Genomic DNA, 12,514 nt, shown 5'->3' on the forward strand with positions numbered 1-12,514 from the left:
GTCACATCGGTCGCTTCGGTCGCCGTCACGTGGGTCGTGCCGGTTGCTTCGGTCGCGACCTTCGCGTCGGTCACGGTGCTGCTGCTCGCGGTCCCGTCCACTTCCGCCGTCACGACGTGGCCCCCGCCGGCAGGTCCGGACGGGCCGGACGGCCGCCGAGGGCGGCCTGGAGGGTGAGGACCATGGTCAGGCCGCCGCCGGGGGTGTCCTCGGCGACCAGCGTGCCGCCCATGGACTCGGCGAAGCCGCGGGCGACCGCGAGGCCCAGGCCGACGCCGTTGCCGCGCGGGGCGTCGCCGTAGCGCTGGAACGGCTCGAAGATCCGGTCCTTGGCGGTCTCCGGCACCCCGGGGCCGCGGTCGACGACCCGCACCTCCACCCGGTCGCCCAGTGCGCTGGCGGCCACCACCACCTTGGAGCCCGGGGAGCTGTACTTCACGGCGTTCTCGACGACGTTGGCGACACTGCGCTCCAGCAGGCCGGGATCGACGGCGACCATCGGCAGGCTCTCCGGGATGTCGAGGACGACGCTGCCCTCGGGAACGCCGCCGAGCGCCATCGGCACCACCTCGTCGAGGTCGATCTCGCGGATCAGCGGGGTCACGGTGCCGGTCTGCAGGCGGGACATGTCGAGCAGGTTGCCGACCAGGTGGTCCAGCCGGTCGGCGCCGTCCTCGATCCCCTCCAGCAGCTCGGCCTCGTCCTCGTCGGACCAGGCGACGTCGTCGGCTCGCAGCGACGACACCGACGCCTTGATGGCCGACAGCGGTGTCCGCAGGTCGTGGGAGACGGCCGCGAGCAGTGCGGTGCGGATGCGGTTGCCCTCGGCCAGCTCGCGGGCGTGCTCGGCCTCGCCCTCCAGCCGCCGCCGGTCCATGACGACGGCCGCCTGCGCGGCGAAGGCGGAGAGCACCCGGCGGTCGGAGGCGGGCAGCACCCGTCCGGTGAGCGCCAGCGAGAGCCGGTCGCTGACCGGCACCTCGACGTCGGCGTCCTCGGGGCGCAGGCAGGGGCGCTCCCCCACGCTGGCCTCCCGGGTCCAGGCGCCGTGGTCGCTGTCCCGGGCCAGCAGCACCACCGAGTCCATGCCGAACGTCTCGCGGACCCGTTCCAGCAGGGCCTCGAGGGAGCTCTCGCCGCGCAGCACGCTGCCGGCCAGGTACGACAGGATCTCGGCCTCCGAGCGCAGCCGGGCGGCCTGCTGGGTGCGGCGGGCCGCGAGGTCCACCACGGAGGCCACCGCGAGACCCACCACGACGAAGATCACGATCGCGATGATGTTCTCGGGCTCGGCGATGGTGAAGGAGTGGGTGGGCGGTGTGAAGTAGTAGTTGAGCAGCAGCGATCCGGCGAAGGCCGAGGCCAGCGCCGGGAGCAGCCCGCCGACCAGCGCTGCCGCGACCGTGAGGGTCAGGAAGAGCAGCATCTCGGTGGCCTGGCTCATCCCGGGGTGCCAGTTGGTGAGCAGCAGCGCCAGCAGGACGGGACCCACGACCCCGGTGAGCCAGCCGGCCACGACCCGGGCGCGGCCCAGGCTGGCGCCGCGCGCGGAGGGCAGTCCGCGGCCCTTGGCGGCGTGCTCGTGGGTGACGATGTGGACGTCGATGTCGCCGGACTCGCGGGCGACGGTGGAGCCGACGCCGGGGCCCAGCACGTACTGCCAGGCCTTGCGGCGGCTGGTGCCGAGCACGATCTGGGTGGCGTTGACCCCGCGGGCGAAGTCCAGCATGGCCTCGGGGATGTCCTCCCCGATGACGTGGTGGAACGATCCGCCGAGGTCCTCCACCAGGGTCCGCTGGGCGGCCAGTTCCTTGGCGGAGCCCGAGGCCAGCCCGTCGCTGCGGACGATGTGCACGGCGAGGATCTCGCTGCCCGAGCCCTTGGCGGCCATCCGGGCGGCCCGGCGGATCAGGGTGCGGCCCTCGGGGCCGCCGGTGAGGCCGACGACGATGCGCTCGCGGGCCTGCCAGGCGGCGGAGATCCGGTGGTCGGCGCGGTACTCCTGGAGGTACTCGTCGACCCGGTCGGCGACCCAGAGCAGCGCCAGTTCACGCAGCGCGGTGAGGTTGCCGGGCCGGAAGTAGTTGGAGAGCGCCGCGTCGACCTTGTCGGAGGCGTAGATGTTGCCGTGCGCCATCCGGCGCCGCAGCGCCTGTGGCGACATGTCGACCAGCTCTATCTGGTCGGCGCGGCGCACCACCTCGTCGGGCACGGTCTCGCGCTGCCGGACGCCGGTGATCGACTCGACGACGTCGCCGAGCGACTCCAGGTGCTGGATGTTGACCGTCGAGACGACGTCGATCCCGGCCTGGAGCAGTTCCTCGACGTCCTGCCAGCGCTTGGCGTTGCGCGAGCCGGGCACGTTGGTGTGCGCGAGCTCGTCGACGAGCGCGACCGCCGGATGCCGCGCGAGCACCGCGTCCACGTCCATCTCGGTGAACACCGCGTCGCGGTATTCCAGCTCCCGGCGCGGGATCTGCTCCAGGCCGTGCAGCATCACCTCGGTGCGCGGGCGCCGGTGGTGCTCGACGAAGGCGACGACGATGTCGGTGCCACGCTCGGTACGCCGGTGCGCCTCGGAGAGCATGGCGTAGGTCTTGCCCACGCCGGGGGCCGCCCCGAGGTAGATGCGCAGTTTGCCGCGTGCCATGGCCCCATCGTTCTGCTCGGATGCGCCTGTCGCCCGGACGCGCGTGCGGCGCTTGTCTCGACCTTAGAACGACCGAAGGGGACATATGGGACCGGGGTCGCCCCCGGGGAGTACCTTGACGGCGCCTTAACCCCCCTGGGCCCTCGCCGGCCCCGGTGCTCCCGGGCCGGACGGGCCGCGAGAGGCCCCGGCGGACGGTGACGGACCGCGTTCGCAGGACTGCCATACGGACGTAACGCCGGACCGTTGACCCGCCGCGCGCCGCCAGCGAGCATCGGCGCATGCCCTCCACCGACCGCCCGCCATGGCTCGTCGCCCTGCCGTCCGTGTCCGCGCCGGCCGCCGGCCGCGGCGGCGAGGGCGGCGCCACCGGGGCGGTGCTGCGGGCCGTGCTGCGGGGCGGTCCGGTGGCCAGGACCGCGCTGGCACGGGACACCGGGCTGAGCCCGGCCGCCGTCTCCCGGCACACCGCCGAGCTGATCGGGCTCGGGCTGCTGCGCGAGCTGCCGCCGCCGGACGGTCCGCCACGAGCCGGCCGGCCCCAGGTTCCGGTCGACGTCGACCCCGTCCACCACGCCGTCTGCGGGGTGCACATCGCGCTGCCGCACACCACCTTCGCCGTGGTGGACCTGCGCGGGCGGGTGACGGCCCAGGAGCGGCTGCCGCACGACGGTTCGGTGGGCGACGTCCTGGGCGGGATCCGCGGCCATCTGCCCGGGTTCCTGCACCGGCACGCCGCCGGGCGTTCGGTGCTCGGCCTCGGGGTCGTCACCGGCGGCTGGGTGGACAGCGAACAGGGCACCGTCGTCGAGCACGCCCCGCTGGGCTGGCGGGACGTCCCCGTACGGAGCGTGCTGACCGCCGCGACCCGGCTGCCGGTCCATGTCGACGGGCACGCACGGGCGCTGGCGCAGGCGGAGCTGATGTTCGGGGCGGGCGTGGGACGCGAGGAGCTGGTGCAACTCTTCGTCGGCAATGTGGTCGACGCGGCGATCGCGACGGGCGGCAGCGTGCTGCGCGGCCGCAGGTCGGGCGCGGGCGACGTCGCGCATCTGCCGTTCGGCGCTCCCGGACAGCGGTGCACGTGCGGCCGTACCGGCTGCCTCCAGGAGGCGGTGTCCGAACTCCGTCTGGCCCAGCGGGCCTTCGAGGCCGGCATCGTGCCCGTGCCGGACTTCCGGCTGCTGCTGTCCCGGGCCCGCGAAGGCCACGCGGGCGCGGTGCTGATGCTGCGCGAGCGGCTGCGCACGGTGGGCCGGGCGGCGGCCCTGCTGCTCGACGTCATCAACCCCGAGGTGCTGGTCGTCGCGGAGGCCGCGGCGGTGCACTTCCCCGAGCTGCTGCCCGACCTCTACGAGGAGGTCGCCGCGCACTCCCATCTGTGCACGGACCCCGAACGGGCCGTGGTCCCCACGAGTTTCGGGGAGCAGGTGCTCGCGGTCGCGGCCGGGGCCGTGGTGCTCGACGCGGTCTACCGGCGGCCGATGGAACTGCGTACGGCCCGGTCGGCGTAGCCGGTCCGGCGGCAGGGTTTCTTCCACCGCGTCGTTAATCATTGCCCGGCGGCCCGGGGTTCCGGAGAATCGACCCATGGACGTGACAGGTAGGGCAGCGGCGCGCGACGCCGCCGGGCGGGAGGCGGTCAACGCCTTCCGCGCCCACCATTTCGCCGGTCTCGGCTGTCGTCCCACCGGCTCCACCGGCACCGCCGGTCACGCCCCCCTCGCCGGCCCTGTCGGCCGCACGCGCTGACCGGGCGGTCCCGCCTCCTGGCGCCTGATCTCCGTTCATCTCCTGGCGGCTGATCACCGTTCTCATCCGGACGCCTGATCACCGTCCTTCTCCAGGCGCCCGCTCTCCCGTCGCCCTTTTCCGCCTCCACAGGGGCCGGTTCTCCGGTCCGCGGTTCGCCGCGCCCTGTGGTGGCCGGTTCCGCCCTGCCCACCATGCCCACCCATGAGTTGGAGCTGCTCCGTCATGACCGCACCCACCCGGACCGCACCCACCCAGACCGCACTCGACGTCGCCAAGGTCGCCGGGAACATCGGCGCCGAGATCAGCGGAGTGGACCTCGCCGCCGATCTGTCCGCCGGGACGATCGCCGGGATCCGCGCAGCGCTGCTGGAGCACAAGGTCGTGTTCTTCCGCGGCCAGGACCTCGACCAGGCGGCGCACGAACGCTTCGCCCGCCGCTTCGGCACGCCGACCACCGCCCATCCGACCATTCCCGCGCTGGAGGGCTCGCCCGCCGTCCTCGATCTCGACTACGGGCGCACCGCGGGGCGCGCCAACCACTGGCACACCGACGTCACCTTCGTCCGGCACCCCCCGCTCGGCTCGATCCTGCGGGCGGTCACCATCCCGCCGTACGGCGGTGACACCGTGTGGGCCAACACCGCGGCCGCCTACACGCAGCTCCCCGCCGAGCTGCGCGAACTCGCGGACCGGCTGTGGGCGGTGCACTCCAACAGCTACGACTACGCGGCCTACAAGCCGTCCGACGACACCGACGCCGCCCGCCGGCAGCGCGAGGTGTTCAGCTCCACCACGTACGAGACCGAGCACCCGGTGGTGCGGGTGCACCCCGAGACCGGTGAACGCTCCCTGGTGCTCGGCGGCTTCGTCCGCCGGTTCACCGGCTGGAACGGTGACGACTCCCGCGATCTGTTCCGGCTGCTGCAGTCGCACGTCACGGAGCTGGAGAACACCGTGCGCTGGCGCTGGACACCGGGTGACGTGGCGTTCTGGGACAACCGGGCCACCCAGCACTACGCGGTGGCCGACTACGGAACCCTGCCGCGCCGGGTCCAGCGGATCACCCTCGCGGGTGACGCCCCGGTCGCCGTGGACGGCTCGCACAGCCGGGCGGTCACCGGCGACGACACCGCGTACAACACCGCCCTCGCCCAGCCGGGCGACGGGGAACGCTGATGCGCCGGCCCCCGTGGCCGCGGCTGCGACCACTCGCCGTCCCGCTCCTGGTCGCCCTCGTCAGAACCGCCGCCGACCTCAGGGGCCGGAAGGCATGTCTCCCCAGTTCGACCTCGACCTGCTCAGGAACTTCAACTCCCAGCTGACGAAGGGCTGATCACCATGGCTGTCACCGTCCGTCCCGCCTCCGGCCGCACCGGAGCCGACATCTCCGGCGTGGACCTCTCGTTGCCGCTCTCCGAGGAGAACCTGCAGCTGATCAAGGAGGCGCTGCACCGCTGGAAGGTGGTCTTCTTCCGCGGCCAGGAGCTCGACCACTCCTCGCAGATCGCCTTCGGCCGGCAGTTCGGCGAGCTGACCTACGCCCACCCGCACGACGACACCCCGCCGGAGGACCATCCGGAGATCTTCACCATCGACCCGCGCCGCTACGAGAAGCGGTACGGCGCCGGCTTCCGCGAGGCCGTGCGCAAGCGCCAGTACAGCTACTTCGCCGGCTGGCACACGGACGTCACCGCGGCCGTCAACCCGCCCGCCGGTTCGATCCTGCGCGCCGAGACCGTACCGGAGTTCGGCGGCGACACCACCTGGACCAACCTGGTCGCCGCGTACGAGGGGCTATCCGCGCCCGTCCGCGCCTTCGTCGACACGCTGCGCGCCGAGCACCGCTACGGCGGCGCGGAGAAGGCGGAGGGCAACAGCGAGTACGCCCGCCGGATCAACGACAATCTGCTCGTCGCCGTGCACCCCGTGGTGCGGGTGCACCCGGGGACCGGCGAGCGCGCGCTGTTCGTCAACCCCGGCTTCACCAGCCACCTGGTGGATGTCACCCCGCGCGAGAGCCGGGCCGTCCTCAACCTGCTCTACGAGGAGATCACCCGGCCCGAGTACACCGTGCGGTTCCGCTGGGAGCCGGGCAGCGTGGCGTTCTGGGACAACCGCGCCACCGCGCACCTCGCGCCGCGCGACATCGAGCACCTCGACGTCGAGCGCCGGCTGCACCGCGTCACCCTGATCGGTGATGTCCCGGTCGGCCCCGACGGCACCCCGTCCGAGCTGATCGAGGGCCGGCCCTTCACCGCCGACCACAAGGTGGTCGTCGGTGCCTGACGCACTGGCCGAGGCCGTGGCGCCGCCCCTCGCGGGCGGCGCCACGGCGCCACCGGCCGTGTCCCCGCCACCGGTCCCGGACCCGGAAGGGCTGGTCGACGCCGCGTCGCTGAGCAGACCGCGCCGCACCCTGATCCGGCTGCCGCGGCCCGTCCGCCGGCTCGCCGGCCCGCTGCTCGTGTCGCGGACGGCGGGCTGAGTCCCGGTGCGGTGACGGTCCCCGCGCTCGGCCCGCCGGCTCAGCCCTCGTCGACGATCCGGCCGTCGCGCAGTTCGAGCACCCGGTCGGCCAGGGCCAGCAGCTGGGCGTCATGGGTGGCGACGAGGGCGGTGACGCCCTCGCTGCGGACGACGGCACGCAGCAGTTCCATGACGGCGAGCCCGGTCTCGGCGTCGAGCTGGCCGGTCGGCTCGTCCGCGATGATCAGGACTGGCCGGTTGGCCAGGGCGCGGGCGATGGCGACCCGCTGCTGCTGGCCGCCGGACAGCTCGCCGGGGCGCTGCGCCGCGTGGTCGGAGAGCCCGACGAGCGACAGCAGCAGCTCCACCCGCTCCTCGCGCTCGCGCGGCGGCACCTTGCGCAGCCGCATGGGGACGCCGACGTTCTCGGCGGCGGTGAGGATCGGGATCAGTCCGAAGGACTGGAAGACGAAGCCGATACGGTCGCGGCGCAGTGCCAGCAGGCCGTTGTCGCCGAGCCCGGCGAGGTCGGTGCCGTCCAGCGTGATCCGGCCGCCGTCCGGCGAGTCCAGGCCGCCCACCAGGTTGAGGATGGTGGTCTTGCCGGAGCCGGAACGGCCCTTGAGGGCCACCAGCTCACCGCGCGGCACCCGGAAGGAGACACCGCGCAGCGCGTGCACGGCCGTCTCCCCGCTGCCGTAGGTGCGGCGCAGGTCCTCGACGACGACCATCTCCCCGGTCGCCGGCCCGTCCGCGACCGCCGTCCCCGCGTGCCCCGTCGACTGCTCGCTCATGCGCTGTCCCCCTCCTGACCCGGATCACCGGGCCACACCCCGTTGTGGTCGTTCCCGGCCGTGCGCCGCACCCGTCGGCCCCGGCCGGCGTACCGCTGCGCGTACGCGCTTGCCAGCTGGAGCCTATCCACCCGGTCAAGGATTTCCCGGCCCGGGCTCCCGGCCCCCGCCCCGGTCCAAGGCCCCGACCCCGGCCCCGGTCCCGCCCTCCGGACACGGCGAAGGGCCGGATCCGTGATCATGGATCCGGCCCCTGGCCGTGGTCGGTCCTCCGACGCACCGGTGGAACGGGGTGCGGCGGGTTCTAGTGGATCTGGGTGATCTCCGGGCCGCGGCGCAGCGGGTCGAGCCCGTCGCCGAACTTCGGCCCTTCGCTCTCCTCCTGCGCGATGCCCTCGGGCACCATCTGGGCGTCGGTCGGCAGCTTCAGCACGATCGGGTCGCGCGGCGCCATCGGCGTCTCGCCGCGCACCACGACGGTGTCACGGAAGACCGACTCCAGCAGGCCCGCGGCCTCCGGCTGCACCGCGCCCTGGCCGGAGATGACCCCGCGCAGGAACCAGCGCGGACCGTCACAGCCGATGAAGCGGACCAGCTGCACACCGTTCGTACCGTCCGGCAGCTGTACGGGCACCTGCGCGCGCAGCTCCCAGCCCAGCGAACCCTCGATCTCGTCGACGATGCCGCCCTGCTTGGTGATGCCGGACGCGATCTCGTCCCGCACCTCGCCCCAGATGCCCTCGGACTTCGGGGCGGCGAACGCCTGGAGCTGGACAGCGCTGTCGTTCAGCACCACGGTCGCGGCGACGATCGACTCACCGGCCACCTCGACGCGCAGCTCCATGCCCTCGACACCGGGCACGAACAGTCCGCCGAGGTCCACCCGGCCCTCGCCGGGCTGCTTGACCTCGCTCAGGTCCCAGGGCCCGTCGGGCCTGGGGGCGGGCGGAAGGTTGTACCGACCCGATTCGCCGGAGTCGTCGGACTCCCCGGCGTCTTCGGCGTCTTCGGCCAGCTCGTCCGGGCTCGCGCCCTCGAGCTCGTCGAGGGCGTCTTCGCGCTCCTTGCGACGACGACGGAACACGGTCACTGTCCTTCCCGGTCTGCAACGACCGAAGCGAATCCATTACTGGTCTGGCCGTCGGGGGCATCACCTACCGAGGCATGCCCCCCGGTGGAGCCGAAGCCCCCAGCGGCCCTGGCAGAACCGGGAAGTTCCGCGACCTCGTGGAAGCGGACCCGTTCGACCTGCTGGACGACCAGTTGGGCGATCCGGTCTCCCCGTTCGAACCGCACGCTCTCGCGTGGGTCCAGGTTGACCACGATCACCTTGATCTCCCCACGGTACCCGGCATCGACCGTTCCCGGGGCATTCACAAGGGTCACTCCGCACCTGGCCGCGAGGCCCGAGCGGGGGTGTACGAAGGCCGCATACCCGTCCGGCAGCGCGATGGACACGCCGGTGGGGAGCACCGTCCGTTCGCCGGGGGCGAGTTCCGCGGCCTGGGTGGTCACCAGGTCGGCTCCCGCGTCGCCCGGGTGCTCGTAGGCCGGGATGGGCACCGAGTCGTCGAGACGGCGGATGAGGACGTCCAGGGGACGTCGTACGGCTTCACTCACGGGTTCACCTCGAAGGCGCGGGCGACCTTGACCTGATCGGGGTCGGACATCGCGGCCTGGATCTCCTCGGGACGTCCGTTGTCCGTGAAGTGGTTGAGCTTCACTTCCAGGAAGAGCGCCTCGGCGCGGACCGCGACCGGGCCGTCGGGGGCGCCGATCCGGCCCTCGGCGGTGCTGTAGATCTTCCGTCCGGCGACCGCGCGGCAGTGCGCCCGCAGATACAGGGTGGTGCCGACGGGCACCGGGCGGACGAAGTCCGTCTCCAGCCGGCCGGTCACCGCGATGACCTGCAGCAGCCAGTTCAGCGAGCCGAGCGTCTCGTCCAGCGCCGAGGCCAGCACACCGCCGTGCGCGAGGCCGGGCGCGCCCTGGTGGGCGGTCTGTACGGTGAACTCCGCGGTGACGCTCACGCCGTCACCCGCACGGGATTCCAGGTGCAGTCCGTGCGGCTGTCCCTCGCCGCAGCCGAAACACTGGTCGTAGTGCGCCCCGAGCAGTTCGCCGGGCGCTGGCGCACCGGGATGCCGTACGGGCAGGGCTGCGTCTGGCGGCGGCTTCAGGCCCGGCCGGCCAGGGCTCTCGGATGCGGTAGCTCCACTCACGCCCGAGACCCTACCCTCCTGCGGGATCCTTTCCCGTCGGCCGTCCGTTGACCCGTACCGGCTTCTACCCCACCTTGACCGGAGCGCACATGAGTCCCAAGTCCGTCGTCGTCACCGGAGCCGGCCGAGGCATCGGCCTCGCCGTCACCCTCGAGCTCGCGCACGCCGGATTCGACGTGATCGGCACGGTGCGGACGCCGGAGAAGGCCGGGGCACTGCGGGCGGTGGTGGAACGCACGGGGGCGGCGGTGCGGACGGTACTGCTGGACGTGGCCGACGCGACGTCGTGCGTCCAGGCGTTCACCGAGATCGCGATGATGACGGACGGCGGCCCCTGGGCGGTGGTCAACAACGCGGGTTTCGCCCAGCCGGGCGCCGTCGAGGACGTGGACGACGAGCAGGCGCGGCGCCAGCTGGAGACGAACCTGATCGCCCCGGCCCGCATCGCCCGGCTGGTGCTGCCGGCGATGCGGGAGCGCCGGGACGGCCGGATCGTCAACATCTCGTCGGTCGCCGGCCGGGTCTCGCTGCCGATGCTGGGCTGGTACTGCGCCAGCAAGCAGGGCCTGGAGTCGGTGACGGACGCGCTGCGCATGGAGACCGAGTCGTTCGGTGTGAAGGTCGTGCTGATCGAGCCGGGCTCGCACCGCACCGGGATCTGGGAGCAGGGAGCGGAGCTGCTGCCGGCCGAGCGGACCTCGGCCTACCGCGACCAGTACGCCGCCGCCGACCAGGTGGTGCGCGACGCCCGGACGCTGCCCGGTCCGCGTCCGGTGGCCCTGGCGGTCCTCAAGGCGCTGAACGCCCGGCGCCCGCTGCCGCGGTACCTGGTGGGCGGCGGCGCCCGCTCCGCGGCGGCCCTGGACGTGCTGGCGCCGACCGCCGCGACGGACTGGGCCAAGCAGCTCGCGACCGGCCTGCGGGCCGCCCCGCCCCGGGTGGCGCGGGCGGTGGACCGGCTGCGCGGGAAGTGACGGCCGGGCGGCGGACGGCCGGAAAGCGTCTGCCAAGCTGGGTGCCATGCAGCCCTACGACGAACGCCTCACCGTCCCGCGCTCCTGGTGGCTCCTGGCTCTGGGAGCGGGCGTCTCAGCCGCGCTGATCCTCTTCCCCTTCGGGGTGCTGCCGATGCTGGCGGGTCTCGCCGGCGGGACCGCGCTGGCGGCGATGGGCCTGAGTTCGTACGGTTCGGCGCGGATCCGGGTGGTGGCCGGCTCGCTGGTCGCGGGCGAGGCGAAGATCCCGGTCGCGGCGCTGGGCGAGGCGACGGTGCTGGACCCGGCGGAGACGATCGCCTGGCGCGGGCGGAAGGCGAATCCGCGCGCCTTCATGCTGCTGCGCAGCTACGTGCCGACCGCGCTCAAGGTGGAGATCACGGACCCGGCGGACCCGACGCCGTATGTCTATCTGTCGACGCGCTCCCCGGAGCGCCTGGCACAGGCCCTGGAGGCCGTCAGAGCTCGATAGCGGGAGGCGGGGGAGGCTGGGGCAGCTCGGGGGCGGGCAGCGCGTCCCAGGGGATCTGGGCGGCACGCAGGTCCTTCCGGACCTTCTCCGCGAGCTTCTTGGTGTCGCGCCGGTTCATCGTGGCGCCGACGGCCGCACCGATCATGAACGGCGTCAGCGTCGGCAGGTTCCGCACCGTGCGCTTGATGAGCTGCTGGCGCAGCTCCCGCTTCATCTTGCCGCCGAGCGCGACATTGATCGAGGACAGCTTGAGCACGTCGATGCCGCGCTGCTCGGTCCACGACCACAGGTAGGCGGTCGCGCGCTCCCGTACGGTGCCGGCCGCACGGAGCCCGTAGACCTCGTGCAGCTCGGCGATGAGCTTGTACTCGACCGCCGCGACGCCGAGCGTCTCCGCGGCCAGCTCCGCCGGCATGGCGGGCGGGGTCGGCAGCATCGCCGCCGCTCCCACGCCTGCTCCGACGGTCATGGTGCCCTTGACGGCACCGGCGACGAGTTTGTCCGCGATGTCCTCGGGACCCAGACCCGGGAACTGCTTGCGCAGTGTGTCCAGGTCGCGCACGGGGATGCGCGGGGCCGCGTCGACGAGCCGCTCGGCGAGCGAGCCCATGCCGACCCGCGCGCCCTTGCCGCTCTTCCTGGCCCCGCTCTTCACCCCGCGCCCCATGGCGGCCGCGAGCGAGGCCGCACGGCCCCGCTCGTCGTCCTCCCGGCCCTCAGACGAGCCCTTCACGGCTACCCGCTGCCTCAGGCCGCGCAGTCGCGGCAGATCGGGTCGCCGTTCTTCGCCTCGCCGGCCAGCTGGCTGCGGTGGTGCACCAGGAAGCAGGTCATGCAGGTGAACTCGTCCGCCTGCCGGGGAAGCACCCGGACCGAAAGCTCCTCGTTGGAGAGGTCGGCGCCGGGCAGCTCCAGGGACTCGGCCTGGTCGAACTCGTCGACGTCCACCGCGGACGTGGACTTCTCGTTCCGGCGAGCCTTCAGTTCCTCGATGCTGTCCTCATTGACGTCATCGTCAGTCTTGCGTGGTGTGTCGTAATCCGTTGCCATGTGTCGCTCTCCCCCTCTGGGTATCTGCTGGTGTCTGCGCACGTAACGCGCGGGAGGCCGGACTTGTGCCCGACCTGAGGCGGAGATTTTGCCTCACATCAAGGCCTGTT

At 72.9% G+C, this 12,514-nt stretch carries 14 protein-coding genes; 7 read left to right on the plus strand and 7 right to left on the minus strand.

Annotated elements, in window-relative coordinates:
* Positions 1-109: 109 nt before the first annotated feature.
* Complete coding sequence (locus LNW73_RS07255; protein ID WP_250989378.1) at positions 110-2,650, minus strand: DUF4118 domain-containing protein; 2,541 nt, start codon at positions 2,648-2,650, stop codon at positions 110-112.
* A gap of 281 nt (positions 2,651-2,931) precedes the next feature.
* Here LNW73_RS07255 and LNW73_RS07260 point away from each other — a divergent pair, with 281 nt between their 5' ends.
* From LNW73_RS07260 to LNW73_RS07280, 5 genes are all read left to right on the plus strand, one after another.
* Complete coding sequence (locus tag LNW73_RS07260; RefSeq protein WP_250989379.1) at positions 2,932-4,164, plus strand: ROK family transcriptional regulator; 1,233 nt, start codon at positions 2,932-2,934, stop codon at positions 4,162-4,164.
* 76 nt (positions 4,165-4,240) lie between these two features.
* Complete coding sequence (locus tag LNW73_RS07265; RefSeq protein ID WP_250989380.1) at positions 4,241-4,402, plus strand: hypothetical protein; 162 nt, start codon at positions 4,241-4,243, stop codon at positions 4,400-4,402.
* A 225-nt stretch (positions 4,403-4,627) separates the two neighbouring features.
* Entirely contained in the window at positions 4,628-5,581 is a 954-nt protein-coding gene (locus LNW73_RS07270; protein WP_250989381.1) for a TauD/TfdA dioxygenase family protein, read from the plus strand.
* 162 nt (positions 5,582-5,743) lie between these two features.
* Positions 5,744-6,691, plus strand: a complete 948-nt coding sequence (locus LNW73_RS07275; protein ID WP_250989382.1) for a TauD/TfdA dioxygenase family protein — start codon at positions 5,744-5,746, stop codon at positions 6,689-6,691.
* A complete protein-coding gene (locus LNW73_RS07280) occupies positions 6,684-6,890 on the plus strand; it encodes a hypothetical protein (protein WP_250989383.1) in 207 nt (68 codons plus the stop codon). Before LNW73_RS07275 ends, LNW73_RS07280 begins: the two co-directional genes overlap by 8 nt.
* A gap of 40 nt (positions 6,891-6,930) precedes the next feature.
* Here LNW73_RS07280 and LNW73_RS07285 read toward each other — a convergent pair whose 3' ends face one another.
* From LNW73_RS07285 to LNW73_RS07300, 4 genes are all read right to left on the minus strand, one after another.
* A complete protein-coding gene (locus LNW73_RS07285) occupies positions 6,931-7,665 on the minus strand; it encodes an ABC transporter ATP-binding protein (protein ID WP_250978123.1) in 735 nt (244 codons plus the stop codon).
* A 304-nt stretch (positions 7,666-7,969) separates the two neighbouring features.
* The gene (locus LNW73_RS07290) at positions 7,970-8,749 is read right to left on the minus strand and encodes a DUF3710 domain-containing protein (RefSeq protein WP_250978122.1); all 780 of its coding nucleotides are present in this window, start codon (positions 8,747-8,749) and stop codon (positions 7,970-7,972) included.
* A 2-nt stretch (positions 8,750-8,751) separates the two neighbouring features.
* The gene (gene dut / locus LNW73_RS07295) at positions 8,752-9,285 is read right to left on the minus strand and encodes a dUTP diphosphatase (RefSeq protein ID WP_250978121.1); all 534 of its coding nucleotides are present in this window, start codon (positions 9,283-9,285) and stop codon (positions 8,752-8,754) included.
* Positions 9,282-9,887, minus strand: a complete 606-nt coding sequence (locus tag LNW73_RS07300; RefSeq protein WP_250978120.1) for a PaaI family thioesterase — start codon at positions 9,885-9,887, stop codon at positions 9,282-9,284. The genes dut and LNW73_RS07300 overlap by 4 nt, the downstream gene beginning before the upstream one ends.
* 89 nt (positions 9,888-9,976) lie before the next feature.
* On the opposite strand from LNW73_RS07300, the gene LNW73_RS07305 reads away from it, so the two are divergent.
* The gene (locus tag LNW73_RS07305; protein WP_250989384.1) at positions 9,977-10,861 is read left to right on the plus strand and encodes an SDR family oxidoreductase; all 885 of its coding nucleotides are present in this window, start codon (positions 9,977-9,979) and stop codon (positions 10,859-10,861) included.
* A gap of 46 nt (positions 10,862-10,907) precedes the next feature.
* Positions 10,908-11,354: a DUF3093 domain-containing protein gene (locus LNW73_RS07310; protein WP_138356504.1), complete on the plus strand. Its 447-nt coding sequence runs from the start codon at positions 10,908-10,910 to the stop codon at positions 11,352-11,354.
* Here LNW73_RS07310 and LNW73_RS07315 read toward each other — a convergent pair.
* Together LNW73_RS07315 and LNW73_RS07320 are read right to left on the minus strand one after the other, a co-directional pair.
* Entirely contained in the window at positions 11,341-12,123 is a 783-nt protein-coding gene (locus LNW73_RS07315; RefSeq protein ID WP_374118257.1) for a hypothetical protein, read from the minus strand. The two genes, LNW73_RS07310 and LNW73_RS07315, sit on opposite strands and share 14 nt — an antisense overlap.
* Positions 12,102-12,404 (minus strand): DUF4193 domain-containing protein, encoded by a 303-nt coding sequence (locus tag LNW73_RS07320; RefSeq protein WP_138356502.1) that lies wholly within the window; start codon positions 12,402-12,404, stop codon positions 12,102-12,104. Before LNW73_RS07320 ends, LNW73_RS07315 begins: the two co-directional genes overlap by 22 nt.
* Between the last annotated feature and the right edge of the window lie 110 nt (positions 12,405-12,514).

The organism is Streptomyces sp. RKAG337, assembly GCF_023701715.1.
In the GTDB taxonomy this organism is placed as follows: Bacteria; Actinomycetota; Actinomycetes; order Streptomycetales; family Streptomycetaceae; genus Actinacidiphila.

Excerpts from the sequence above, each read along its gene's own strand:
- LNW73_RS07255 (WP_250989378.1), bottom strand. The coding sequence starts at position 2,650 with ATGGCACGCGGCAAACTGCGCATCTACCTCGGGGCGGCCCCCGGCGTG.
- LNW73_RS07260 (WP_250989379.1), top strand. The coding sequence starts at position 2,932 with ATGCCCTCCACCGACCGCCCGCCATGGCTCGTCGCCCTGCCGTCCGTG.
- LNW73_RS07305 (WP_250989384.1), top strand. The coding sequence starts at position 9,977 with ATGAGTCCCAAGTCCGTCGTCGTCACCGGAGCCGGCCGAGGCATCGGC.
- LNW73_RS07285 (WP_250978123.1), bottom strand. The coding sequence starts at position 7,665 with ATGAGCGAGCAGTCGACGGGGCACGCGGGGACGGCGGTCGCGGACGGG.
- LNW73_RS07320 (WP_138356502.1), bottom strand. The coding sequence starts at position 12,404 with ATGGCAACGGATTACGACACACCACGCAAGACTGACGATGACGTCAAT.
- LNW73_RS07265 (WP_250989380.1), top strand. The coding sequence starts at position 4,241 with ATGGACGTGACAGGTAGGGCAGCGGCGCGCGACGCCGCCGGGCGGGAG.
- LNW73_RS07310 (WP_138356504.1), top strand. The coding sequence starts at position 10,908 with ATGCAGCCCTACGACGAACGCCTCACCGTCCCGCGCTCCTGGTGGCTC.
- LNW73_RS07270 (WP_250989381.1), top strand. The coding sequence starts at position 4,628 with ATGACCGCACCCACCCGGACCGCACCCACCCAGACCGCACTCGACGTC.
- LNW73_RS07275 (WP_250989382.1), top strand. The coding sequence starts at position 5,744 with ATGGCTGTCACCGTCCGTCCCGCCTCCGGCCGCACCGGAGCCGACATC.